This is a genomic window from Sphingomonas sp. PAMC 26605 (genome assembly GCF_000241485.1).
In the GTDB taxonomy this organism is placed as follows: Bacteria; Pseudomonadota; Alphaproteobacteria; order Sphingomonadales; family Sphingomonadaceae; genus Sphingomonas.
The window spans coordinates 2,800,956-2,824,130 of record NZ_JH584241.1 but is presented as its reverse complement, the minus strand read 5'-3'; the positions used below and the strand labels follow the sequence as shown (position 1 = coordinate 2,824,130).

23 protein-coding genes and 1 tRNA gene are annotated in these 23,175 nt (G+C 65.2%); 6 read left to right on the top strand and 18 right to left on the bottom strand.

The genetic code is table 11. From position 1 onward, the window contains the following. Window positions 1-95: 95 nt before the first annotated feature. Entirely contained in the window at window positions 96-725 is a 630-nt protein-coding gene (locus RH90_RS13255; protein WP_010186197.1) for a YceI family protein, read from the top strand. A gap of 44 nt (window positions 726-769) precedes the next feature. On the opposite strand, the gene RH90_RS13250 is transcribed toward RH90_RS13255, so the two are convergent. Continuing rightward, window positions 770-1,162 (bottom strand): BLUF domain-containing protein, encoded by a 393-nt coding sequence (locus tag RH90_RS13250; RefSeq protein ID WP_029625307.1) that lies wholly within the window; start codon window positions 1,160-1,162, stop codon window positions 770-772. A gap of 280 nt (window positions 1,163-1,442) precedes the next feature. On the opposite strand from RH90_RS13250, the gene leuA reads away from it, so the two are divergent. After that, window positions 1,443-3,101, top strand: a complete 1,659-nt coding sequence (leuA, locus tag RH90_RS13245) for a 2-isopropylmalate synthase (protein WP_010186195.1) — start codon at window positions 1,443-1,445, stop codon at window positions 3,099-3,101. A gap of 125 nt (window positions 3,102-3,226) precedes the next feature. On the opposite strand, the gene RH90_RS13240 is transcribed toward leuA, so the two are convergent. The 3 genes from RH90_RS13240 to folE are packed head-to-tail and all read right to left on the bottom strand — an operon-like array spanning window position 3,227 to window position 4,952. Further along, the gene (locus RH90_RS13240; protein ID WP_010186194.1) at window positions 3,227-3,583 is read right to left on the bottom strand and encodes a dihydroneopterin aldolase; all 357 of its coding nucleotides are present in this window, start codon (window positions 3,581-3,583) and stop codon (window positions 3,227-3,229) included. Next, entirely contained in the window at window positions 3,580-4,332 is a 753-nt protein-coding gene (locus RH90_RS13235) for an SDR family oxidoreductase (protein WP_010186193.1), read from the bottom strand. The genes RH90_RS13240 and RH90_RS13235 overlap by 4 nt, the downstream gene beginning before the upstream one ends. After that, window positions 4,329-4,952 (bottom strand): GTP cyclohydrolase I FolE, encoded by a 624-nt coding sequence (folE, locus tag RH90_RS13230; protein ID WP_010186192.1) that lies wholly within the window; start codon window positions 4,950-4,952, stop codon window positions 4,329-4,331. The genes RH90_RS13235 and folE overlap by 4 nt, the downstream gene beginning before the upstream one ends. Before the next feature lie 232 nt (window positions 4,953-5,184). Between folE and RH90_RS13225 the strand changes: the two genes are divergently transcribed. The 3 genes from RH90_RS13225 to RH90_RS13215 all read left to right on the top strand — a co-directional run bounded on the left by RH90_RS13225 (window position 5,185) and on the right by RH90_RS13215 (window position 8,401). Continuing rightward, on the top strand, window positions 5,185-7,776 hold the full coding sequence (locus RH90_RS13225; RefSeq protein ID WP_010186191.1) for a TonB-dependent receptor: 2,592 nt from the start codon (window positions 5,185-5,187) through the stop codon (window positions 7,774-7,776). Window positions 7,777-7,874: 98 nt separating this feature from the next. Continuing rightward, on the top strand, window positions 7,875-8,078 hold the full coding sequence (locus tag RH90_RS13220; RefSeq protein ID WP_010186190.1) for a DUF2945 domain-containing protein: 204 nt from the start codon (window positions 7,875-7,877) through the stop codon (window positions 8,076-8,078). 41 nt (window positions 8,079-8,119) lie between these two features. Next, window positions 8,120-8,401, top strand: a complete 282-nt coding sequence (locus RH90_RS13215) for an SWIB/MDM2 domain-containing protein (RefSeq protein ID WP_010186189.1) — start codon at window positions 8,120-8,122, stop codon at window positions 8,399-8,401. Window positions 8,402-8,490: 89 nt separating this feature from the next. Here RH90_RS13215 and RH90_RS13210 read toward each other — a convergent pair whose 3' ends face one another. The 6 genes from RH90_RS13210 to RH90_RS13185 all read right to left on the bottom strand — a co-directional run bounded on the left by RH90_RS13210 (window position 8,491) and on the right by RH90_RS13185 (window position 11,294). Continuing rightward, window positions 8,491-8,676, bottom strand: a complete 186-nt coding sequence (locus RH90_RS13210) for a hypothetical protein (RefSeq protein ID WP_010186188.1) — start codon at window positions 8,674-8,676, stop codon at window positions 8,491-8,493. 110 nt (window positions 8,677-8,786) lie between these two features. After that, window positions 8,787-8,863, bottom strand: a tRNA-Arg gene (locus RH90_RS13205). A gap of 91 nt (window positions 8,864-8,954) precedes the next feature. Beyond that, window positions 8,955-9,425 carry a DUF1178 family protein gene (locus tag RH90_RS13200; RefSeq protein WP_010186187.1) on the bottom strand — a complete coding sequence of 157 codons (471 nt, stop codon included), beginning with the start codon at window positions 9,423-9,425 and terminating at the stop codon, window positions 8,955-8,957. After that, complete coding sequence (locus tag RH90_RS13195) at window positions 9,422-10,243, bottom strand: carbon-nitrogen hydrolase family protein (RefSeq protein ID WP_010186186.1); 822 nt, start codon at window positions 10,241-10,243, stop codon at window positions 9,422-9,424. Before RH90_RS13195 ends, RH90_RS13200 begins: the two co-directional genes overlap by 4 nt. After that, window positions 10,240-10,497 carry a glutaredoxin 3 gene (gene grxC, locus RH90_RS13190; protein WP_010186185.1) on the bottom strand — a complete coding sequence of 86 codons (258 nt, stop codon included), beginning with the start codon at window positions 10,495-10,497 and terminating at the stop codon, window positions 10,240-10,242. The genes RH90_RS13195 and grxC overlap by 4 nt, the downstream gene beginning before the upstream one ends. Before the next feature lie 35 nt (window positions 10,498-10,532). Further along, window positions 10,533-11,294, bottom strand: coding sequence for a ComF family protein (locus RH90_RS13185; RefSeq protein WP_051124799.1), 762 nt, complete (start codon window positions 11,292-11,294; stop codon window positions 10,533-10,535). 44 nt (window positions 11,295-11,338) lie between these two features. Between RH90_RS13185 and RH90_RS13180 the strand changes: the two genes are divergently transcribed. Further along, the gene (locus tag RH90_RS13180) at window positions 11,339-12,181 is read left to right on the top strand and encodes a class I SAM-dependent methyltransferase (protein WP_029625306.1); all 843 of its coding nucleotides are present in this window, start codon (window positions 11,339-11,341) and stop codon (window positions 12,179-12,181) included. Here the strand turns inward: RH90_RS13180 and RH90_RS13175 are convergent, their stop codons facing one another. From RH90_RS13175 to RH90_RS13140, 8 genes are all read right to left on the bottom strand, one after another. Then, on the bottom strand, window positions 12,182-12,571 hold the full coding sequence (locus RH90_RS13175; RefSeq protein WP_010186182.1) for a response regulator: 390 nt from the start codon (window positions 12,569-12,571) through the stop codon (window positions 12,182-12,184). 60 nt (window positions 12,572-12,631) lie between these two features. Further along, window positions 12,632-14,887, bottom strand: coding sequence for a sensor histidine kinase (locus tag RH90_RS22635; RefSeq protein WP_232280354.1), 2,256 nt, complete (start codon window positions 14,885-14,887; stop codon window positions 12,632-12,634). 264 nt (window positions 14,888-15,151) lie between these two features. Next, window positions 15,152-16,456, bottom strand: a complete 1,305-nt coding sequence (locus tag RH90_RS13165) for an EAL domain-containing protein (protein ID WP_332306565.1) — start codon at window positions 16,454-16,456, stop codon at window positions 15,152-15,154. Between the two features lie 493 nt (window positions 16,457-16,949). Beyond that, window positions 16,950-18,128, bottom strand: a complete 1,179-nt coding sequence (gene argE / locus RH90_RS13160) for an acetylornithine deacetylase (RefSeq protein WP_010186179.1) — start codon at window positions 18,126-18,128, stop codon at window positions 16,950-16,952. Between the two features lie 37 nt (window positions 18,129-18,165). Then, entirely contained in the window at window positions 18,166-19,653 is a 1,488-nt protein-coding gene (locus RH90_RS13155) for an efflux transporter outer membrane subunit (RefSeq protein WP_010186178.1), read from the bottom strand. After that, window positions 19,650-21,254: a DHA2 family efflux MFS transporter permease subunit gene (locus RH90_RS13150; protein ID WP_010186177.1), complete on the bottom strand. Its 1,605-nt coding sequence runs from the start codon at window positions 21,252-21,254 to the stop codon at window positions 19,650-19,652. Before RH90_RS13150 ends, RH90_RS13155 begins: the two co-directional genes overlap by 4 nt. Before the next feature lies 1 nt (window position 21,255). Beyond that, window positions 21,256-22,479, bottom strand: coding sequence for an HlyD family secretion protein (locus tag RH90_RS13145; protein ID WP_010186176.1), 1,224 nt, complete (start codon window positions 22,477-22,479; stop codon window positions 21,256-21,258). Then, the gene (locus tag RH90_RS13140) at window positions 22,476-23,114 is read right to left on the bottom strand and encodes a CerR family C-terminal domain-containing protein (RefSeq protein WP_010186175.1); all 639 of its coding nucleotides are present in this window, start codon (window positions 23,112-23,114) and stop codon (window positions 22,476-22,478) included. Before RH90_RS13140 ends, RH90_RS13145 begins: the two co-directional genes overlap by 4 nt. Window positions 23,115-23,175 lie beyond the last annotated feature (61 nt).

Sequence of the window (23,175 nt, the reverse complement as noted above, 5' to 3'; positions counted from 1 at the left end):
AGGGGCTTATCCAAACGAAACGGTTCGTTGCCGAAACGGGGTTTGACGCTGCCGAGCGCGCATCGCACTTGGATACTTCTTAACAGGAGTATTTAATGCGTATTACCTTCCTCCACGCCGCCGCCACCGCAGCGCTGCTGATCGCCGCGCCCGCGCTCGCGCAGACCACCCGCCCCGAAATGCTCCACGGCGCGGGCACTGCCGCCGACGTCAAGGCCGGCAGCTACAAGGTCGAGCCGCACCACACCCAGGTCACCTTCAGCGTCAGCCATTTCGGCATCTCGCCCTTCGCCGGCACCTTCTCGGGCGCATCGGGCACCCTCCAGCTCGATCCGGCCAAGCCCGCTGCGACCAAGCTCGACGTGACGATCCCGATCGCCAGCGTCCAGACGACGAGCGACGTGTTGACCGGCGAACTCAAGAGCGCCGACTGGTTCGACGCCGCCAAATTCCCGACCGCGACCTTCCGCTCGACCAAGGTCGCGCAGATCGGCCCCGACGCGGTGCAGGTCGATGGCACGCTCACGCTCCACGGCGTGACCAGACCGGTGAGCTTCCAGGCCAAGCTGTTCGGCGCGGCGACCAACCCGATGAGCAAGAAGGCGTCGATCGGCTTTCTCGGCCGGATGGTGATCCATCGCTCCGAGTTCGGCGTGACCAAATACGTGCCCGTCGTCTCGGACGAGACCGTGCTCGTCATCAACGCGGCGTTCGAGCTGCAGTGATGCGCCGTGCCGATGGCGACCCGAGTCGCCATCGGCATCCGCCGTCAGGCCGGCACGAGCGCGCGGAAATACTCCGCCGTTTCCGGCGAGACGCCGAGCAACAGGGCGTGCAGCCGCTTGTCGAACGAATCGACGCTCTCGCGCCGTTCGCGATGCACCATCATCCAGTCGCCGAACTCGCGCGCGTCGGTGTGACGGTCGAGCAGGATGCGCAGATCGCGATGGCGCGGATCGGCCTCGAGGCTCGTGATCAGATCGGCGATGCTGTCCTCGGGGCCCTCGAGCGCCTGCAGGAACTCGGCATCCTGCGAGTAGAGCAGTCCGGTAATGCCATCGAGCCCGTTGCGCATGGCGGCCTGCCGTAAGATCGGCACGCAATCGTCCTTGGCACACCCGCTCGGATTGGTTGTGATACTCGTATAAATCACTTGTCGCATGTTCGCGTTTTACCCCCCGCGATAAATCCATGCAATTGATCGAGATCTACTAGCGCTGCACCAATGCTTTCAGGCTGGACAGCGCAGCGTCGCACACGCTATTCGTTACGGGTGATCTTCGCACCCGGCCTCGCCTCGCTTCGACTTACGCGCCCTTAGGCGTGTACACTGCCGCGCGCCGATCGAGGCCAGCGCGGCGCGCCTGAGGTTCCACCGCCCTTAGCGACCAGCGCCCCAGAAACCGCGCCCACAAAACCGCGATTGCCGAGCGAGACCGACCATGCTGCGTGACCCGTCGACCAAATACCGCCCCTTCCCCACCATCGACTTGCCCGACCGCCGCTGGCCGTCGCAGACGATCACGACCGCGCCGCGCTGGCTGTCGACCGACCTGCGCGACGGCAACCAGGCGCTGATCGACCCGATGGACGCCGAGAAGAAGACCCGGATGTTCGACCTGATCGTCAAGGTCGGGATCAAGGAGATCGAGGTCGGCTTCCCTGCGGCGGGCGCGACCGAGTTCGATTTCATCTCGGGGCTGGTGCGCGACGGCCGCATCCCCGACGACACGATGATCCAGGTCCTCACGCAGTCGCGCCGCGACCTGATCGAAACGAGCTTCGCCTCGCTGCGCGGCGCACCAAAGGCAATCGTTCATCTCTACAACGCCGTGAGCCCGGCCTGGCGCAAGATCGTGTTCGGCATGACCCGCGCCGAAGTGAAGCAGATCGCGATCGACGGCGCGATGATCCTGCGCGATCAGGCCGCAGCCCAGCCCGACACCGACTGGTTCTTCGAATACAGCCCCGAGACCTTCTCGACCGCCGAGCTCGATTTCAGCCTCGAGGTCTGCGAAGCTGTGATGGAGGTGCTGCGCCCGACGCCTGACCACAAGCTGATCCTCAATCTCCCCGCGACGGTCGAATGCGCGACGCCCAACGTCTATGCCGACCAGATCGAATGGTTCAGCCGCAACATCCGCAACCGCGACACCGTCGCGCTCAGCCTCCACCCGCATAACGACCGCGGCACCGGCGTTGCTGCCGCCGAGCTCGGCCTGATGGCGGGCGCCGACCGTGTCGAGGGCTGCCTGCTCGGCAATGGCGAGCGTACCGGCAATTGCGATCTGGTGACGGTCGCGCTCAACATGTACACGCAAGGGCTTGATCCGAGGCTCGATTTCTCGGACATCGACGCAATCGTCAACACCGTGAACTATTGCACGCAACTGCCGGTCCATCCGCGCACGCCCTATGCCGGCGACCTCGTCTTCACGGCGTTCTCGGGGAGCCATCAGGACGCGATCAAGAAGGGCTTTGCCGCGCAGGCAGCCAAAAACGACCCGTTGTGGGAAGTCCCCTATCTGCCGATCGATCCGGCGGATCTCGGCCGTTCGTACGAAGCGGTGATCCGCGTCAATTCGCAGTCGGGCAAAGGCGGCGTCGCCTGGGTGATCGAGCAGGACAAGGGCCTAAAGCTGCCCAAACGGCTCCAGGCCGATTTCAGCCGGCACGTCCAGCGCCTCGCCGACGAGACCAGCCGCGAGATGAATGCGAGCGACATCTGGGGCCTGTTCGAGGCGACCTATCTCGCGCGCGGCGAGGATCGCTTCCGCCTGCTCGATTACAGCGAGAGCGGCAGTGTCGGCGACCGGCTGTTCGTTGGGCACGTTGCGGTCGACGGGGAGGAACGGTCGATCTCCGGGCGTGGTAACGGCCTCATCTCGGGCGTGATCGCGGCGCTGGGGGATACGACCGGGCCGCAGCTCGATGTCGTCGACTATAGCGAGCACGCGATCGGCCACGGCGCCGATGCGCAGGCGGCCGCCTATGTCGAATGCCGCACCGCAGACGGGCGCACGGTGTTTGGCGTCGGGATCGACGCCGATATCGCGACCGCGTCGGTGCGCGCGGTGCTCAGCGCCGCGAATAGAAGCTGATCCTCCCCGGCACGGGGAGGTGGCGCCGAAGGCGACGGAGGGGGGTGCCGCAAACGCTGCGCCCGCGGCGGCCCCCCTCCGTCATGCTGCGCATGGCACCTCCCCGTGCCGGGGAGGACCGCGTCTCACCGGCCCCGAGTGATCTCGCATCCGACCGCCGCGTCGGGATAGATATCGGGCTTGGACGTCCGTACCGTAACGCGTTCGACACGCCGGTCGTGCAAACACAAGGCGGCAATCGCCTCGCACAGCGTCTCCTGCAGATGGAAGTGCCGCTCGGCCACGAGCGCCTGTATCCCCGCCCGCACGAAATCGTAATCGAGCACCGCGTCGATCCGGTCCTCGCTCGGTGGCGCGGGATAGACCACTTCCATCCGTACCGAAACGATCACCCGCTGCGGCGCGGCGAGTTCTTCGGGATGGATGCCGAGCCCCATCACCACCTCGAGCCCCTCAAGGAGCGTCGTGAAGCGCGCGCTCATGCCCGCCCCTCGAACATCACGTCGCGGTCGCGCTTGAGCAGATGCTGGCCGCAATCGACGAAGAGATTCTGCCCGTCGAGCCCGTCGGCCTCTACCAGAAAACCGACCGCGCGCGCGATATCGAACGGATCGACCGGACGCCGTAGCAGGTTCTTCGAGGCGGCCGCGGTGAACTCCGTCTCGGTCTGATCGGCGCTCGGCAGCGATAGACCAGGCGACACCGCATTGACCCGGATCCGCGGGCGCAACGCCTGGGCTAGCATCGTCGTCGCGCCGGTCAGCGCGATCTTGCCGCAACTGTACGAGAAGAAGTCGGGATTGAGGTTGGCGACCTTCTGGTCGAGAATATTGACCACCGCCCCCTTTACGAGATCGTCCTGCGCGGCAAGCGCGCTCGCAAGCAGCACCGGCGCCTCGAGATTGACCGCGCCGTGCGCTCGCAGCGACGCGGACATGACCATGGGCGGCGTGTCATACTCGAACAGCGACGCGCAGTTGACGAGCGCCACAAGCGGTCCTCCGAAAGCGGCGCGTGCCGCCGTGACGAGCGCCGCGGGAACGTCAGGATCGGTAAGATCGCCCGAAAGGACGATCGCGCCCGGCAATTCTGCGGCGAGCGCATCGGCATCCTCGGCCGAATGGTGATGGTGGATCGCGACCCGCCACCCCTGCCCCGCCAGATGCCGCGCGATCGTCGCGCCGAGCCGGCGCGCCGCGCCGGTTACCAGAACGGTCCGCGCAGCGCTCATCCCCGCCCCATCAGCGCGAGCACTTCCTTGCGGCTGCGCTCGTCGTCGCGGAACACGCCCATCATCCGGCTGGTCACCATCGTCACACCCTGGGTCCGCACGCCGCGCGCGGTCATGCAGGCATGGCTCGCCTCGATCACCACCGCCACGCCGACCGGCTTGAGATTGGCCCAAATGCAGTCGGCGACTTCGGCGGTGAGCCGTTCCTGGACCTGCAGCCGTCGTGCGAAGGTCTGCAGGACCCGCGCGAGCTTGGAAATTCCGACGACGTAATTGCCAGGCAGATAGGCGATGTGCGCCTTCCCGATGATCGGCGCCATGTGATGCTCGCAATGCGACTGGAACGGAATGTCCTTGAGCAAGACGATCTCGTCATAGCCGCCGACTTCCTCGAACACGCGCGACAGATGGCGCGCGGGATCGTCGCCATAACCCGAGCAATATTCCTTCCACGCGCGCGCCACGCGCGCCGGGGTATCGACCAGACCTTCGCGCGCGGGGTTGTCTCCCGCCCAGCGGATCAGCGTGCGGACCGCGTCCGCCACATGATCGGGCACCACGATCTTGCCATCGGCGCCAACCTTCGGGTTGGCGAAATCATCGTCCTTGCGTTCGTCCACGCTGCTTCCTTCATGATCCGACCATGCAATGCCGATACGGACGATCGGTTTCGCCGTACTGCAACATGGAATTAGTCCTTATTTGAAACGCTACGGGAGCGCATCCTCCACGCTGCCTCCCCCGCTTTTAGGCAATTTAGCCCATTGACTATGCCGCGCCAAATGCCGAACCTGATCTTCGAAAACCGTGATCCGGCACAGACTGGAGGCGGCGGAGATAGGGGATGCCATCATGAAGAAATTCGAACTGCTCGCTGCATCGGCGTTGGTTTCGCTCTACGCGTGTCCGGCCGTGGCGCAAGATACGCCGCCGACCACCCAGGCACAAGGCGCACCCGCCGCGACCTCGGCGGCGCGGCAGGTCGATCCCCGCAGCGGCGATAACGACGATATCATCGTCACCGCGACCAAGCGCGAACAAACGCTGCAGGACGTCCCCGTCTCGGTCGCGGTGACCAGCGACGATACGATCAAGAAGGCACGCATCCTCGATCTGATCTCGCTCCAGGCGAGCGTGCCCTCGCTGAAGGTGTACCAGCTCCAGAGCTCGAGCCAGACCGGCTTCCAGATTCGCGGCTTCGGCAACGGCACCGGCAATATCGGCGTCGAAAGCTCGGTCGGCGTGTTCATTGACGGCGTCTACCGCTCGCGCTCGGCCTCGGCGATCGCCGATCTTCCCGATCTCGAGCGGATCGAAGTGCTGCGCGGGCCGCAATCGACGCTGTTCGGCAAGAACGTGTCGGCGGGCGCGATCTCGATCGTCACCAAGCGCCCGCAATTCGACTGGGGCGGCAATGCCGAGGCGACCTACGGCAATTTCGGCAACATCGAAGCGCGCGCCTCGGTCACGGGGCCGATCTCGAAGACGCTGGCGTTCCGCCTCTACGGCAGCGTCAACCAGCGCGACGGCTATTACACCAACCTCGTCAACAAGGTGCAGGTCAACGGGCGCGACCGGTACGCATTGCGCGGCGACCTGCTGTTCGAGCCGTCGTCGGATTTCTCGATCCGCGTCATCGCCGATCTCAACCATATCAACGAAGTGTGCTGCGGTGCGGTCACAATCTTCAACGGGCCGGTCACCCAGCTGATCGGTGCGCCGCGCGCCATCGCCGGCGTCGGCGCCGTGATCGGCAACCCGGCGACCGCGTTCAACCGCCAGGTCGTGTACAACACCTCGCCCAACAACCGGCTGACCGGCAAGGGCATTTCGGGGCAGATCGACTGGAACCTGGGCTTCGCCAAGCTCACCTCGATCACCGCGTACCGCACGCAGACCAACGACACGACGCTCGACGTCGATTTCACCGGCGCCGACATTTCGAACCAGACGACGTCGGACGATATCAAGACGCTGACGCAGGAATTTCGCCTGACTTCGGATAGCAGCGGTCCGTTCAACTGGCTGCTGGGCGCCTTCTATTCGGACGAGCGCATCCGCACCGGGCGCAACATCCTCTATGGCGCCGACGGTCGCGCCTTCGCCGACGCGGTGACGATCACGCGCGGTGCCAATGGCTTGCCGGCACCGGGTGCGATTCCGCCGATTCTTACGCTCGAGACGCTGCAGCGCGCGGCGGGCAATACCAGCGTGGTGCCGGGCCAGACCTATTTCGCGCAAGGAACCGGGATCTTCGACAACTATCGCCTCAACGATCAGTCCTTCTCGGTCTTCGGCCAGGCCGACTACAAGCTGTTCGACCGGCTGACGCTGACCGTCGGCGGCGCCTATCTGCATGATCGCAAGGAAGCGGTCTCGAACGTCGTGCTGACCGACCGCTTCTCGCAGCTCAACCTCAACAACGTCCCCGAGCTCGGCTTCCTGCCGCTCGCGATCATCGCGCCCGGCGCGCCGGCGGGGTTGCGGATACCGACCAATCTGTTCGCGGGGCTCAATGCGGTGCAGTTCTTCTATGCCGACACCGCCAATCACGGTCCGGTCAACTTCCCCAACGCGAACGAGAACGGCATCCTGAAGGGTGACAAGTTCACCTATCTCGCGCGCGCCAAGTTCGACATCAACCACGATATCAACATCTATGCGAGCTATTCGACCGGGTGGAAGGCAGGCGCCTACAATCTGTCGTCGGACAGCCGCCCCGCGCTCAACGGCGTCGGCCGCACCGCCAACCCCGAGAATGTCGAAGTCTATGAGATCGGCGCGAAGGCGCGGTTCCACGGCGGCTATCTCAACATCGCGCTGTTCGACGAGAAGATCAAAGGCTTCCAGTCGAACGCCTTCACCGGCACCGGCTTCGCGCTGGTCAACGCCGGCAGCCAGTCGGTCCGCGGCGTCGAGGTCGAGGGATCGTACAAGCCGTTCCGGTCGCTGGTGATCAATGCGTCGGGGACGTATCTCGACCCGAAATACGATTCCTTCACGCGCGCTCCGTGCTTCTCGTTCGATGCGCGTTGCCAGGTTCCTGCCGGGTCGCCCGCCGGCACGCTCCCCCCGCAGTTCCGCGACTTGAGCGGCACGACGCCCGCCGGGATCTCGAAATGGTCGGCGAACGTCAATGCGGTGTACACCCAGACGATTACCGACCGGATCAGCGCCTATGTCCGCGGCGAGTTCGTCTATTCGAGCAAGACCCCGCTGACCGACACCGTCCCCGCCGCGATCGCGAGCGCCGAGGTCAAGACGGTCAATGCCAGCATCGGGCTTAACTTGCCCGATCAGTTCGAGATTCAGGGGTGGATCCGCAATCTCGGCAACGACAATTACTTCATCGGCGCCTTCGCGACGGTCGTTCAGAACGGCAGCTTCAGCGGCTATATCAACGAGCCGCGGACCTATGGCGTGACGCTGCGCAAAGCGTTCTGACGCGTCAGGGCGGCGGCTGGCGGCCAGCGGGCGTGGCGGGGCGATGCAACTGAATCGGCCTGTCATGCGCTCCTTGCTCGATCGATAGGAGATTGACGATGAAGGAACCCAAGGCCGGTGACCACGTCACCTGGAAGTCGCACGGCGGCGAGGCTCACGGCGTGGTCGAGAAGAAGCAGACCAAGCCGACCACGATCAAAGGGCACAAAGTCGCGGCCTCCCCCGACAATCCCGAGTTCATTGTTAGGAGTGACAATGGCGGAAAGGCAGCGCACAAGAGCGCAGCGCTAACGAAGGCGTGAAACCGATGTCGGTTTTAACGGCACACCAGGAAGGAATATCCATGGCTAAGACCCCTACCGCAAAGAGCGACGCCCCCAAGACCGGCGGCATCTTTGCGCCCATCACCCCTTCGGCCGATCTCGCCGCGATCGTCGGTGCCGACAAGCTGCCGCGCAGCGAAGTGATCAGCAAGGTCTGGGCGTACATCAAGCAGCATGATCTCCAGAATCCGGAGAACAAGCGCGAGATCGTCGCCGACGAGAAGCTGAAGAAGATTTTCGGCAAGGACAAGGTCACCATGTTCGAGATGAACAAGCACCTTGCCGGCCACATGAAAGCCTGATCCTTATCGGACAGACCGGCACCATGACACCGACACACTTGGCCGTGTGTCGGTGTCGGGCGTTTTAGAACAGTAGAATTTTGCCGCGCTCAGCCGGCGAGTTTCGCCGCAGCGTTGACCACCGCGCGGGCCGCGGTCGCCTCATTCGCCTCCGCCATCGCTTCCCACGCATAAGCCGAACGCTCGTGCATTTCGCGACGGTTGGCGAGAGTCGTCTTTTGCGCGGCTTCGCGCTGCGCAGCGGCGTTGGCGCGGTAGGTTTCGCTGGGTGTCATAGGATTTCACGATTCCGCGGGCGGCGATCCGCCCGTCTCATTGGGTTAAAGGGCAGGAAAAGCGCAGGCGTTGGGCTAGGACGGCGCTCCCGATATCCGTCGGATGACAATGGTGCCCCCGAGTGGATTCGAACCACCGGCCTGCGGTTTAGGAAACCGTCGCTCTATCCACCTGAGCTACGGGGGCTCCGCGCGCGTGGTACTGTGCGGTGCGCGATCGGTCAATCGGGCTGGCGGCGCGTTACCGCAGTCGGGCACGGCGGCTTACGCGCTATCGTTCAATTGAGCGCATCCGGCGGCACCACGGGAAGCAGGAGCGGCGCGACCGGCACGCCTTCGTCGACCAGCGCCTTCGCCTCGGCGAGGGTTGTCTCACCGTGAATGGGTACGGACGCCGTTTCTCCGACATGCATCGCGCGCGCCTGATCCGCAAAACCCCGTCCGACCCAGCGCGACGTCTCGAGCGCCTTGGCCTGTGCCGCGGCAATCGCCTGGAGCGCGGCCTTGAGCGCTTGAGGCGACGGCGTCGGCGATACCGCGGAAGCCGAACCAGGCTTGGCGGCGACCACATTACGGCTGTTGCCTTTCGCGCCGACATTGGGTGCCATCACCGCCTTGCCTATCGCAGTGTCGCCGCACACCGGGCAGACGAGCAGGCCACGTTCGCGTTGTTCCTCGAATGTCGCACTCGATCCGAACCAAGCTTCGAAAACATGCGCACGCGAACAGCGCAAATCGAACACGATCACACCGATGCGACCTCCGGGATCGGCCGGCGATGCGCCAGCACCGGGATCCGCGCGCGAACATCGGCGACGCGCGCCGGGTCGATCTCGGCATAGCCGATCCCCGCCGCCTCGCCCATGTCGAGCACCACTTCGCCCCACGGATCGATTACCAGCGAATGGCCATAGGTCGCGCGGCCGTCGGCGTGCGTGCCGGTCTGCGCCGCCGCGACGACGTACGCCGCCGCCTCTATTGCGCGCGCGCGCATCAGGATATGCCAGTGCGCCGCTCCGGTCGGGCGGGTGAAGGCCGCGGGAATCGCCAGCACCGTCGCGCCGGCATCGCTCAGCGCGCGATAGAGATCGGCGAAGCGCAGATCGTAGCAGATCGACAGGCCGAGCGCCCCGACTGGACTCTCGACCACGACCGCCCCCTGCCCCGGCGCATAGCTCGCCGACTCGCGCCAGCTTTCGCCGCTCGGCAGATCGACGTCGAACAGATGGAGCTTGTCATACCGTGCGCGGATTGCGCCGCTTTCGTCGATCACGAAGGCGCGATTGGCGAGCCGGCCATCATCACCGAGCACCGCGAGCGAGCCGAGATGGACCCACAGCCGATGCTCCGCCGCAGCGGCGCGGACCGCGGCGAGCACGCCGTCGTGCTCCTCGCGACACAGCACCTTGGCCGCACGGCTCCGGTCACGATCGACCAGCCCCGACATTTCGGGCGTGAACAGCATCATCGCGCCCGCGGCGGCGGCTTCGGCGATCGCCGACACAATCGTGCTGGCGTTGGCGGCGGGGTCGATCCCGCTCGTCAGCTGCGCCAGCGCGATCTTCATGCCGCGAGCAGAACGTCCAGCTTGCCGGCGCGCTCGAGCGCAGCAAGATCGTCCGATCCCCCGACATGCTGGCCGTCGATGAAAATCTGCGGGACGGTGGTGCCGCCGTTCGCGCGCTCGAGCATCTCGGCGCGCTTGGGACCGCCCATCGTGATGTCGAACTCCTCGGGCGTGGCGCCCCTCGACGCGAGCAATCTCATCGCACGCGCACAATAGGGACAAAAGGCTTTGGTATAGATTTCGATCTTTGGCATGGATCAAAGATGTGGACGCAGACCGTGCTTGTCAATCAGCGAGCGGTGCCATCCGCATCCCAGCCTCTGGTGTCGCGCTCGTCATCGAGCACGCGTGCCCAGCACACGATCGAAACCGTCGCCGCTCCCGCCCGCAGCAGCGTCCGCACGCAGGCATCGGTCGTTGCCCCGCTGGTGTAGATGTCATCGACCAGAACCACGCTCCGCCCGCGTACCCTGGCGTGCGGATCGACGACGCGGAAAACACCGGCGACGGCGCGCGCGCGCGCCCTGGCGCCCATCGCGCGCAAGGGCGGCGTTGCACGCACGCGGCGCAGCACCAGCGGATCGTGCGGCACCCCGCAAGCGCGCGTGATCGCGGCTGCGATCAGCGCGGCCTGATTGAAGCCGCGCTCCCACAAGCGCCAGCGATGCAACGGCACCGGAACGAGCAAATCGGCGCCGGCCGGGAGCAGCCGCGCCATCTGCCGACCGACGGTTTCGGCAAGCGCGGTCCGCCCGCCATATTTGAGGCGTAGCGCCACGCCGCGCGCGACCTCGCCATAGGCGACCGCGGCGTAGATCCCGGCGTGCCGTGGCGGATCGGCGAGGCAGCGCGCGCAGCGCGCGTCCGCCCCGCGATCATAAGCGAACGGGCGGTTGCAGGCGGCGCACCACGGCGGCGCGAGGAAGTGCAGCTTGCCCCAGCAGGCGGCACAGAAGAGATGGTCGTTCCCAACCACAGCGCCGCACCCCGGACAGCGCGGCGGGAGCGCGAAATCGGCGACGAAACGCAAGGGAGCGAGCCAGCGCGACACGTCGACCCTTGTCGCCCGCGCGCCGCGGCGGCACAAGCGCGACGATGAGCGATCCCGACATCTTCGACCGCGCCGCACGCCAGCGGCGCCGCGACCGCGCCGCCCCCGACTTTGCGACCTTCGACTTTCTGCGCGCCGCGATGCTCGAGGGGATCGCCGAGCGGCTGGCCAGCGTGACGCATCGCTTTACCGAAATGCTCGATCTCGGCTGTTTCGACGGCGCGCTGCCGGTGCCTCCCGGCGCGACGGTGACGCGGTGCGATGCGGGCGCGGTCTTCGCCGCGCGGGCCGGCGGCATCCAGGCCGATGAAGACCGCCTCCCCTTCGCCGCCGGCACCTTCGATCTGGTGGTGTCGGCGGGCGTCCTCGATAGCGTCAACGATCTCCCCGGCGCGCTGATGCTCGCGCGGCGCGCCTTGCGCCCCGATGGCCTCTTTCTCGCGGCCTTTTGCGGGATGGGAACGCTCTCGACGCTTCGCGCCGTTTTACGCGAGGCGGAGCGCGACCGGCCGGCGGCGCGAATCCATCCGCAGATCGACGTGCGTTCGGCGGGCGACCTGCTGATGCGCGCGGGCTTCGCACTGCCCGTCGCCGACATCGAAGCGCTGAGCGTGCGCTATCGCGGCATCGCCGGGCTGCTGCGCGATTTGCGCGGCATGGGCGCGACCAACATTCTGCGCGACCGGAGCCCGTTGCGGCGCGACACGCTCGCGCGCGCCGCCGAGCTCTTCGCCGCGCGCGCCGACCCCGACGGCAAGACTGCCGAAACGTTTGATATCGTCTATCTTACCGGCTGGTCGCCCGCCCCGTCGCAACCACAACCGGCGCGCCGCGGCAGCGCGAAAACGTCGTTGAAAACCGCGCTGGGCGGACGCGACGAGGCCTGATCAGCCGATCATCCCGTCGCCCTCGCCCTTGGCGAGCATGCGACCGATCGCATCGAACAGCGAATCCATCGCGACCGGCTTGAACAGCACTTCGTCGGCGCCCTCGGCCAAACAGCGCTCGCGCAGGTCGACGGCGGTGTCGGCGGTCAGCACGATCACCGGCAGCGAGGCCTTGGCGTCGCCGCGCGCCCGGATCCGGCGCAGCGTCTCGAAACCGTCCATCCCCGGCATGCGCAGATCGAGCAGCACGATCACGAAGTCCTGCGTGTCGATCAACGCAAGCCCGGCCTCTCCGCTTTCCGCGCCCGTCATCGTCGCGCCGGCGACGTCGAGCATGTCCTTCACCACCCGCCGGTTCATCGGGTCGTCTTCGATGAACAGAATGTTCATCACGGCATCACCCGGCAGTGGAACGGATAGGAAAAATACGACATTACTGGCATCTCTATTTCACGCCGCTCGCGAGACCGCGGGGAATACACTGCGACTATCATCGGGCGCGCTGTCGAACAACAGCGCCGCAAGTGCAACGCCCGCGATCGGTTTGGCGACAATCTGATCGATCCCTGCGACGGAAAACCGTTCGCGATCGACGGCGTCGGGCGTCGCCCATAGCAGCGTCGAGGCAATCGGCAAGGCGCCAAGCGTTGCGAGTGCCGCGTCGGTGTCGGGCTCAGCCTTGATCGTGCCGTCATCGATCAACACTTTCGCTATGCCGCCTGCTTCGATCCGCGAGACCGCCTCCGCGACCGACGACGCGAATACGACGCTGCCCGCGCGCGGCTCGAGCACCGCCCGCAACATACTGCGAGATATCGGATTCCGATCGAGAATCAGGAGCGCCGCTGAGGGTGCCAGCACGGCATCCGCGGGCGCTTCAGACGCCTCCGCGACCACGAGCGGCAGTACGAGCGTAAAGGTCGAGCCCTGTCCGACCGTGCTGCTCACCTCGACCGTGCCCCCCATTGCCTGGGCGAGATTCTGGCAGATCGCGAGCCCGAGCCCGGTCCCGCCGAACTGCCGCGTTGTCCCGGCATCGACTTGGCGGAACGATTCGAAGATGATTCCCAATTTGTCGGCGGGAATGCCGATCCCGCTATCGGTGACGGCGATCGACAGATTCGACCCGTTTGCCGCCGCCGAAAGCGTGATCGTACCGCTCGCGGTGAATTTCAGGGCGTTCGACAAGAGGTTGAACGCGATCTGCCGCACCCGTGCCGAATCGCCGACGATACGACCCGGGCACGCGTCGAGCGCGAGAACGAAGGTCAGCCCCTTGGCGCGTGCCTGCTCCTCCCACAACCGCGCGACGTCGCGCAGCGTCGCCTTGAGATCATAGGGCACGGCCTCGAGCGTCAGATTGCCCGTTTCCATCTTCGCGACGTCGAGAATGTCGTCGACCAGCGCGCGCATCGTGATCCCCGCGCTGTGCACCACGCCGATCCGGTCGCGCAAAGCGTCGTTCAAGTCGCGATCGGCGAGCATTACCTGCGTCATGCCGAGAATGCCGTTGAGCGGCGTGCGGATCTCGTGGCTCGTGGTCGCGAAGAACTCGGTCTTCGCCGCGAGCGCCTTGGCGAGCGCGGCGTTGGTCTGCCCGAGATCGACGTTGGCGGCGCGGACCTCGTTGCGGCTGCGGCGGATCGTGATCAAGCCGAAGGCGAGCAGCGCCATGATGATCGCTGTCGCGATCGCTGCGCCGCCGAAAATCGTCTGCTGCGTGCGCGCGCGCAGCTTCTCATCCTCGATGTTTCGCAGCAGTTGCGCGCGCTTGAGCTTCTCGATGGCGAGCTCTTGCGTGGCGAAGTCGAAGCGCGCCGCGGCGAGCGCGGTGTTGGCCGACGCCGCGAGCGCAGACGTCTTGTCGTCGAGCGCCTTGAGCGCCTCGATATGGACCAACGCCTGCGTCTGATTGCCCGCCTGCTTGAAAATATCGTAAGCGGTCTGGTGCGCCTCGCGGACGTCGAGGGTCGGGGCGTTGGCGTCGACGTTCGCGAACGCGCGCGTGATCAGGCGCTCGGCGAGCGACAGGTGGCCGCGCAACCGGGCCGACCAAGCCGACAGCACGAGGAAGTGATTTCGCGCCGAAGCAGCTTCGTCGCCGTTCGACGCGGCGAGTCCCAAGGCTACCGATCGATCCGCCTCGCGCGGCTGCCCCTCGAGAAGCTGCCCTCTGGCGATATTGCGGAGCGTCTGGGCTTCCAAGGCCGGGCTCTTGAGCTCGCGCGCAATCGTCAATGCCTTGCGAAATTCGAACTGCGCTTCGGGAATGCGGCGCAATTCCTGTAACGAGATGCCCCGATTTATGTAAACCGAAAACGACGTTTTCGGATCCCCTCGGTAAACGTCGAGAGACTTGGCGAAATATTTCAGGGCCTGCTCGTGATCCTGAGCCTCTTCGTAGAGAACACCGATCAGCACTATCGCGATGGCTTCGCTTCGCGTCTCTCCGACTGCGTTGAAAATCTGGTGCGCGCGCTGATAGGCTGCGAGGGCACCCGCCACATCGGCTTGCGCTGTTTTCAGACCGCCGCGCGATAGCAGCAAGTCACCATAGAGCTTTGTGGGGGGGCCGCCGGTCGCAACGAGACTGATGGCGTGATCGATCAGCGGCTTTGCCTGTTGGAGATCGTTGACCCTCAAATAGGCTTCGCCCTGCAACCATTGCGCCGTCGCCATGGCGACGATCTTGTCGCGACCGGTCATACGCGCGCTTGCCCGTTCCGCCTCCTGGGCTTCTAGGACCGCTCTCACTGGATCGGTCATCATCTTGGTTTTGGCATCGGCAATCAGCGCTGAATACGCCCTGCTGTCCGACGAATGGTTTGTCCCCGCGGTACCATCCGCCGCGGCGAGCGGAATCCCGAAAGCGATCGCGAGACAAGCAATAATTCGGAGAAGCACGCGCCACATTGTCGCCTTTTGCAGCCTAATCCGTTAAAGGCACGCTAACCTGCCAGCGGTGAATGGTCAGGCGCTTTTCCAGAACGCGGCGGGGCGCTGAAACATCGACTTACGGGGATCTTCCGCGGGACGTGCGCGATAATCGTGCAGGAAGCGCCGAAAGGCGTCGATCGAGATCGGACGGCTGATCAGATATCCCTGGATCATATCGCAGCCCATCACCGAAAGAAGCGCCATCGCCGCTTGGGTCTCGACTCCTTCTGCGGTCACTTCCATATCGAGCGCGTGCGCAAGATCGATCGTCGAGCGTACGATCAAGGGATCGCGGTTGCTGCTGGTCAATTGCAGGACGAACATCTTATCGATCTTGAGTTCGCGCGCCGGCAGTTGCTTGAGATAAGCGAGCGACGACAAGCCAGCCCCGTAATCGTCGATGGCGATGACGATGCCTTGGTCAGCAAGTATCTGTAGGTTCGCGATTGCGGATTCGGGATCGCGGATGACGGCGGTTTCGGTGATTTCGAACCCGATCTTGACATTACCCGCGCGCACCGCGGCGCATGCTGCCTCGACGAAATGTTTGTCGCCCAACAACTGGCCGGAGATATTGATGAAGATCGTGAGGTCGTGGCCATCCGCGGCCAGCGTCCGCTGATCGCGGATCACCTCGTCGATCGTCCACAGCGTCAGCGCCGAGATTTGCCGGGCCTCTTCGGCAACGGTGATGAAATCGCCGGGCAGGATCAAGCCGCGGACCGGATGCTGCCACCGTACCAACGCCTCGGCGCTACTAATCTCCTGCTTCCGGACGTTCACCTTCGGCTGATATTGGAGAAACATCTCGCCGCCCGCGATCGCGCGGGGCAGTTCGCGCGTCAGCGTCAAGCGATCGAACGCTGCCGTGCCAGCCGATAGGTCGCGCAGGACGGTAGCCTGCTCGACATGCGAATCGTCGAGCGCGCCCTCTGCTTCCTCTACCAGGCGAACGTCCTCGGTCGTGTCGCGCGGGGCGCCGGCCGCGCCCACGAGAATTTCGAAGCTGTGCAACACGGTATCGATATCGAACGGCGGCTCGGTAGCCGCCCGCAGATCGGCCACTGCGATCTCGAGTGCCGCGAAATCCGGACCGATGAACCTGATCTCGATCGTTGCTCGACCGATCGCCAATGTCGATGCGTCGGGCAAGGCCAGCGCGATGCGGGCTTCGAGTACGCGAGCTAAGTCCTCGGCACGGGCTGGCCCGAGGTGACGGCGTAAGGCTGCGAAATTTCCGATCTGAACCAAACATACGAAGTGCCAAGCGCCGGTGTCGCCGCCCGTATCACCACGCTGCACGCCGGCTTTTGCCCCGACGCGGCGCGGCACTCCCACGGTAGGCGCGCTTCCCGCTTCAACCGCGACGCTTCGTGGCTTTCCTCGCGCCGGACGGCGAGGAGGTAGCGGGGGTTGCTGAGGACGCGCCATGTCCCTTCCGCTAATGGGCAGCTTTGAAAGAAGCGTTAAGGCGCCTCCCGTGATCTCCCCACGCGCCAAGACGCGATTGCTTCATCCTTAACAATCTATTAAGGATGTTTGGCACTCAACTGAGTGCAATATGGGAGAAAAGTAATGTTGCGTTTTATCCTCGCGTTGATCTACGGCGAAACGTCGCGCCCCTTCTAAATCCTCGTACCGGCCCGATATCCGCGAGATTCAGTCTATTTTAAAATAGGTTATCGCGGGTGTCGGGTCACCAAGCGGGAGTGCTGATGCGGCAATGTCTGACATTGCAGCGCTCGCGCGGCCCCACAACTTCGTTGCTTAACTATGGTTGCCGCACCCGTGGATATCGGGTGCCCCCTTAACTGGCGGCTATAGAAGTTTTTTATTGATCTACCGCCATTGCTTCGATCAATCGCCGCATAAAACCGGCGCCGCGCTCGAACTGAGCGATCTCGAGATACTCATCCGCCTGGTGCGCCTGCTCGATCGAACCCGGGCCACAGATGATCGTCGAGAACCCCGCCCCCTGGAACTGCCCCGCTTCGGCCGCATAGGGAACGACGCGCGCCGGGCCATTGTCGCCAGCGAGACGTCGCGCCAGCATCTCGGCTGCGCCCTCTGGCTCGGGCGCGAACGAGGGCGTAGCCGAGCGCCGCGCGACCGAGACGCCGGCATCGGCAAAGCGCAGCTTGAGCGCGCGATCCTCGGCGGCGCAGGCCGCGATGAACGGCGCTATGATCGTATCGGGATCCTGCCCCGGCGGGGTGCGCAGATCGAACGTGAAGCCGCATTCGCGCGCGAGGATATTGACCGCGGTCCCCCCGTGCATCAGCCCGACCGTCAACGTCGCGTGCGGTGGGTGGTAAAGCGAATCGGGGTCGGGATGCCGCTCGAACGACTCGGCCAGCGTGCGCAACTGCGCCATCAGCCCGATCGCGACCATATTGGCGGACACGCCGAGATGCGTGAGGCTCGAATGCGCCTCGTGCCCCGTGACCGTCACCCGCCAGGTCGAGATCCCTTTATGGCCGCTCACCACCTCCATCTCGGTGGGCTCGCCGACGATTACCGCGATTGGCGCGGGGAGCTCGGCCACCAGTTCGCGGATCATCGACGGCGCTCCGAGGCAGCCGACTTCCTCGTCATACGAGAAAGCGAGATGCAACGGCCGTGCGGTCCCGCCGCGGGCGAACGCCGGCACCGCCGCCAAAGCGAGCGCGAGGAAGCCCTTCATGTCGCACGTGCCGCGCCCGTACAGCCGGGCGCCGCGCCGCGTCAGCGTGAAGGGATCGCTGCTCCACGGCTGGCCATCGACCGGCACGACATCGGTATGCCCCGACACCACCACCCCGCCCGGCACCGCCGGCCCGATCGTCGCATAGAGATTGGCCTTCGACCCGTCGGCATTGGCCACGCGCCGCGATGCTACGCCGCGACCGCCGAGGAACGCTTCGACATATTCGATCAGCCTGAGGTTCGAATCGCGCGACGTGGTGTCGAAGCCGATCAGCGCTTCGAGATGCGTCAGCGCGGCGGTTTGCAGATCGTCAGAAAGGTCCATGCCACCGATCCTAGGCTGGTCGCACGCCGCTTGCCAATCATCCCGCTTTGGGTTCCTCCCAGCCGCCGCCGATCGCCTTGAACAGAGCGGCGGTATCCTGGCGCAACTGCGCGTCGCTCGCCACAAGCTGCTCGCGCGCGCTGAGGACGGTGACTTGGGCATCGATCAACGAATTCTGCGCGACGAAGCCGGCGCTATATTGTGCATAGACCGCATGGTTGGTCGCCTCGGCATCGGCGACCGCGCGCCGGAGCGCGGCGTTGCGCCGCCGCTCGGCGTCGAGTCGCGCGAGCGGATCCTCGACATCGCGCAGTGCGCCCAGCACGGTCGCCTGATATTGCAGATAGGCCTGCTCGCGATCTTCCTTGCGTACGCCGACCGTCGCGCGGCGGCGTCCCCAGTCGAGCAGCGGGAAGGTCACCCCACCGACGCCAGTCGCCTGGATGCTGTCGCGCGAGAAAAGCGAGGCAAGCGAAGTCGACAACAGTTCCGCCATGCCGGTGAGCTGAAACTTGGGATAGAGATCGGCGACCGCAACCCCGATATCGGCGGTCGACGCCGCGAGATTGCGTTCGGCCATGCGGATATCGGGCCGGCGACGCAACAGGTCCGACGGCAATCCCGCCGGCACGATCGGCACCGCCTGAAGCGCCGGCAATGGCGCGGTAAGCTCCGCCGTCAGGCTCTCGGGCTGCGTACCGAGCAGAATCCCGATCGCGTGGATGCGTACGCGCAAATCGGCGCGTAACGGCTCGAGCCGCGCCTCGAGCGTGGTGATCTGCTGCTGCTGGCGGGTCACGTCGATCTGCGGCGACAGCCCGACCTTGGCGACATTGTTCGCAATCTGGAGCGAGCGACGCTGACGCAACAGCTCGTCCTCGACCACGGCGATCTGCGCCTGGTCGAGCCGCAGCGCGAAATAGGCCTGCGCCACCTCCGCGCCGAGCGTGACCGCGGCATCGCGCTGCGACCAGATTGCGGCATCAGTCCGCGCGAGCGCACCCTCGACGCTGCGGCGCCCGCCGCCGAACAGGTCGATCTCCCAGCTCGCGTCGAAGCCAGCGGCATAGGTGGTGATTCCGCTGCCCGGCAGCGCGATCCCGCCCGAGCTTCCGGAACCGCCCGAGCTTCCCCCCGAACTGCCACCCGAAAACAGGCTGGCGAGCGACGAAAAGCCCGCGTTCTTGCTGAACTCGACATGCGTGACGTTGCCCGTCGCATCGACCGTCGGCTTGCCGATCGCATGCGCCGCGATTTCCTGGAGCCGCGCCTGGCGGACGCGCGATCCGGCGATGGCGATATTCGGGCTGTCCTTCAGCGCGCGCTCGACGAGCGACGTCAGCGTCGGGTCACCGAACGCGGTCCACCAATGCGCCGGGTCGATCGTCGCGCCCGGGGCCGCGGGCTGGGCTTCGCTGAACGCGGGCGGCACCGGTATCGCGGGAGCGTGATAGTTCGGGCCGACGGTGCAGCCCGCCAGCAAGGTCGCGCCGAGCAGCGCGGTCGTGACGAGAGAGCGGGTCAATGGGCCATGCCTCCACCGGAGCCCCCGGACTTGCCGGAGCGCATAAAGAAGACGACCGGGGCGACGCACAGCACCACGATCATCAGGGTATGGAATACGTCGAGAAACGCGAGCATCGACGCCTGGCGCTGGACCGTCTGATACAGCACCGCGAGCGGCGTGGTGGTTGGGTCGCCGACCCCGCCGAACGCGCTGCCCGCCTTGTCGAGCCACTCGTTATAGTTGGGGTTGAGCGGACTGAGACCGTTGACCAGCTCCGACTGGTGACGCTGCAGCCCCGAGGCGAGCAGCGTCTGCGCCGACGAGATGCCGATCGAGCCGCCGAGGTTGCGTGCGACGTTGAGCATGCTCGACGCTTGCGCGGTCTTGTTCTGCGGCAGCCCGACATAGGCGACCGCGCTGATCGGAACGAACAGGAACGGCAGCCCCATCGCCTGATAGAGCCGTGCGACGCCGGCATCGAGGAAGGTGATGTCGGCGTTGAGGTGGGTCATGTTCCACAAGGCGAACGCCTGCACGAGCAATGCCGGGAACAACAGCATCCGCACATCGACCACCCCCGACAAGCGCCCGGCGAACGGCACCATGACGAGCGTCGCCACGCCGCCGAAGGTCAGCGCCAGCCCCGCCTGGAACGAGGTGTAGCCGAGGACCTGCTGCAGCATCTGCGGAATCAGCTGCGTCGTGCCGAACAGGATCATGCCCGTCACACCCATCACCAGCAGCGTGAGCGAGAAATTGCGGTTCTTGAGCAGTTTCAAATCAAGCACAGGCTCGGGATGATTCGTTTCCCAGAAACCAAGCGCGATCAGCGACAGCGCAGAGATTGTCGCAGTGGTGATGATCAGGCCGCTCGAGAACCAGTCCTCGCGTTCCCCACGGTCGAGCGTCAGCTCGAAGAAGCCGAGCCCGAGCGCGATCAGGATGATTCCGATATAATCGACGCGGATGCCGCGCTTGAGCAGCTTGGCACGATCGTCCTTGATCGCCTTCGGCTCGTCGACGAACAGATTGACGAGGAACAGCGAGACGATGCCGATCGGCACGTTGATCAGGAAGACCCAATGCCAGCTCGAATTTTCGGTGATGTAACCGCCGAGCGACGGCCCGAGCACCGGCCCTACCACCACCACGATCGCGAAGGCCGCAAACGCCATGCCTCTCAGCCTTGGCGGGAAGGTATCGGCGAGCATCGATTGCTCGACCGGCGCGAGCCCCCCGCCGCCGATCCCTTGGAGCACACGCGCAATGACGAGCGTCGAGAGGTTTGGCGCGAGGCCGCACATCAGCGACGAGATCGTGAACAGCGCGATCGAGATGAGAAAATAGCGCTTCCGCCCGATCACGTCCGACAGCCAGCCGCTGATCGGGATAATGATCGCGTTGGCGACGAGATAGCTCGTCAGCACCCAGGTCGCCTGATCGTTCGAGACCGACAGGCCGCCCGCGATATGATCGAGCGCGACATTGGCGATCGAGGTGTCGAGCACCTCCATGAAGGTCGGGATCGAGATGATCGCCACGATCAGCCACGGGCTGTAACTGCCCGCCGCCGACCGTGTCGGATCCCATCCGTCCTCGCGCTTGGCAGCGCTCGCCATATCAGCGGACCTTGACCGTCGGAACGACCGACATGCCGGGGCCGAGCGGGTATTTGCGCGGATCGGGGCCGTTCTTCAGATCGAACTCGATCCGCACCGGCACGCGCTGGACGACCTTGACGTAATTGCCCGTGGCGTTCTGCGGCGGCAGCAGCGCGAAGGCCTGGCCGGCGCCCCGCTGGATCGAGTCGACATGGCCGCGGAACTTGACGTCGGGATAGGCGTCGACCTTGATCTCGACCGGCTTGCCGATCGTCATCAGCTGCAGCTGGGTCTCCTTGAAATTGGCGGTGACCCAGATGTGATCGGGCACGATCGCCATCAGCTGCGTGCCGGGGCCGACATAGGAGCCAACATTGACCTGGCGATTGACGACCTGGCCCGAGACCGGCGCGACCAGACGGTTGTCGCCCAGCGTGACGTTCGCCTGGCGGACCGAGGCGCGCCGCGCTTCTATCACGGCCTGAGCGGCGGCGACCTGACGGCGCGCGACCGCGATATTGGCGGCGGCACTGTCGATCTGCTGGCGCGCGGCGGCGGCATCGGCCGCGGTCGAGCGCGCGGTGGCGCGTGCGGCATCGAGCTGCTGCGCGGCAACCGCGTTGCGATCGATCCGGACCAAGGCGAGATAGCGCGCCAGATCCTGTTGCGCCTTGGCCGCGGTGGCGAGCGGCGCGCGCGCTTGCGCTGCGGCCTGATCCCGGTTTGCTTGCGCCGCGGTGACCTGTGCCTGCGCTTGCTCGAACTGCGCCTGCGCCTGCTTCACATTGGCGTCGGCCTCCGCGACCTGCGCTTCGGGGCCCGAGGGTTCGATCACCGCGAGCAGACGCCCCGCCTCGACATGGCGGTTGTCGATATCGGCGACCGACTTGAGCGTACCCGCGACCTTGGGCGAGATCCGTACGATATGCGCGTCGACGAACGCGTCATCGGTCGATTCATATTGCCGCGCGTTAAGATAATAGAGCGTCCCGCCGATCACCAGCGCCGCGACAACGACGATCAGGATGATCCAGAATAGCGGCTTCTTGAAGATCGACGGCTTCTTGGCCTTTTCGTCGGACGAATCCTCGTCCTTCGAATCGTCGCCATCGTCCGAACCGCCCTTGGCACCACCGCTGTTCTTCGCGTCGTCCGACTTCCCGCCATGATCGTCCTGGCCATCGTCGGCCTTGCGATCCTCGGTTTCGTCGGGCTCGGCGGCGTTGCTCTGGTCTTCGCTCATGGAAGCTCCTGTCGTTCGGCGATCAGTTGGTCGAGAATGGCGTCGGTGTTGGCGGCAATACGCCTGGTGAGAAGCGTGGTTGCGGCGGCATCGATATCGCTGCGCTGGAGCAGCTTGAGCACGGTAGCGCGCGAGACGCGCAGCACGACAATCTGCCCCATCAGCGTGATCGCGGTGACCTGCGCAGTCGTGGCATCGCGCCACCCAGTGGCGGTGCAGATCAGCTCGACCAGCACGCCGAGCATCTTGCCCATCATGCCGCCGTAGATGCGTTCGAACGCTTCAGTCGGCTCCATCTGCTCGCGCATGATGAAGAGCGAGTAAGCGGCACTCCGCTCGCCCGCCATCTTCTCGATGAAGCGCGCGAGCAAATCGTGGAGCATCGCACGCGCCTGTTGCGGCGTGATGCCGGCGGGGATGCCCTCGGGCGGGACGGCGTTGGCGACGTCGTCCCCCATCTGCGTTGCGATATAATCGGCGGCGGCGAGATAGAGTCCTTCCTTGCCACCGAAATGATAGGTGATCGACGACATCGCGGTGCCGGCCTTGGCGGCGATGCTGCGCGTGCTCGCGCCCTCCAAACCCTTGGTGGCGAATTCCGCGATCGCGATTTCGAGGAGCCTCTGCTGCAGCACAGCGCGCCGATAGTTCGTTCGAACGAACAGTGCAACAGCAAACCTTCGTTACACTCAAACC

Coding starts and splice junctions, on each gene's coding strand:
- RH90_RS13225 (WP_010186191.1), top strand. CDS start 5,185: ATGAAGAAATTCGAACTGCTCGCTGCATCGGCGTTGGTTTCGCTCTAC.
- RH90_RS13240 (WP_010186194.1), bottom strand. CDS start 3,583: ATGAGCGCGCGCTTCACGACGCTCCTTGAGGGGCTCGAGGTGGTGATG.
- grxC (WP_010186185.1), bottom strand. CDS start 10,497: ATGCCAAAGATCGAAATCTATACCAAAGCCTTTTGTCCCTATTGTGCG.
- leuA (WP_010186195.1), top strand. CDS start 1,443: ATGCTGCGTGACCCGTCGACCAAATACCGCCCCTTCCCCACCATCGAC.
- RH90_RS13145 (WP_010186176.1), bottom strand. CDS start 22,479: ATGAGCGAAGACCAGAGCAACGCCGCCGAGCCCGACGAAACCGAGGAT.
- RH90_RS13195 (WP_010186186.1), bottom strand. CDS start 10,243: ATGAAGATCGCGCTGGCGCAGCTGACGAGCGGGATCGACCCCGCCGCC.
- RH90_RS13220 (WP_010186190.1), top strand. CDS start 7,875: ATGAAGGAACCCAAGGCCGGTGACCACGTCACCTGGAAGTCGCACGGC.
- RH90_RS13150 (WP_010186177.1), bottom strand. CDS start 21,254: ATGGCGAGCGCTGCCAAGCGCGAGGACGGATGGGATCCGACACGGTCG.
- RH90_RS13175 (WP_010186182.1), bottom strand. CDS start 12,571: ATGAACATTCTGTTCATCGAAGACGACCCGATGAACCGGCGGGTGGTG.
- RH90_RS13250 (WP_029625307.1), bottom strand. CDS start 1,162: ATGCGACAAGTGATTTATACGAGTATCACAACCAATCCGAGCGGGTGT.
- argE (WP_010186179.1), bottom strand. CDS start 18,128: ATGGACCTTTCTGACGATCTGCAAACCGCCGCGCTGACGCATCTCGAA.
- RH90_RS13255 (WP_010186197.1), top strand. CDS start 96: ATGCGTATTACCTTCCTCCACGCCGCCGCCACCGCAGCGCTGCTGATC.
- RH90_RS22635 (WP_232280354.1), bottom strand. CDS start 14,887: ATGACCGGTCGCGACAAGATCGTCGCCATGGCGACGGCGCAATGGTTG.
- RH90_RS13235 (WP_010186193.1), bottom strand. CDS start 4,332: ATGAGCGCTGCGCGGACCGTTCTGGTAACCGGCGCGGCGCGCCGGCTC.
- RH90_RS13210 (WP_010186188.1), bottom strand. CDS start 8,676: ATGACACCCAGCGAAACCTACCGCGCCAACGCCGCTGCGCAGCGCGAA.
- RH90_RS13180 (WP_029625306.1), top strand. CDS start 11,339: ATGAGCGATCCCGACATCTTCGACCGCGCCGCACGCCAGCGGCGCCGC.
- RH90_RS13215 (WP_010186189.1), top strand. CDS start 8,120: ATGGCTAAGACCCCTACCGCAAAGAGCGACGCCCCCAAGACCGGCGGC.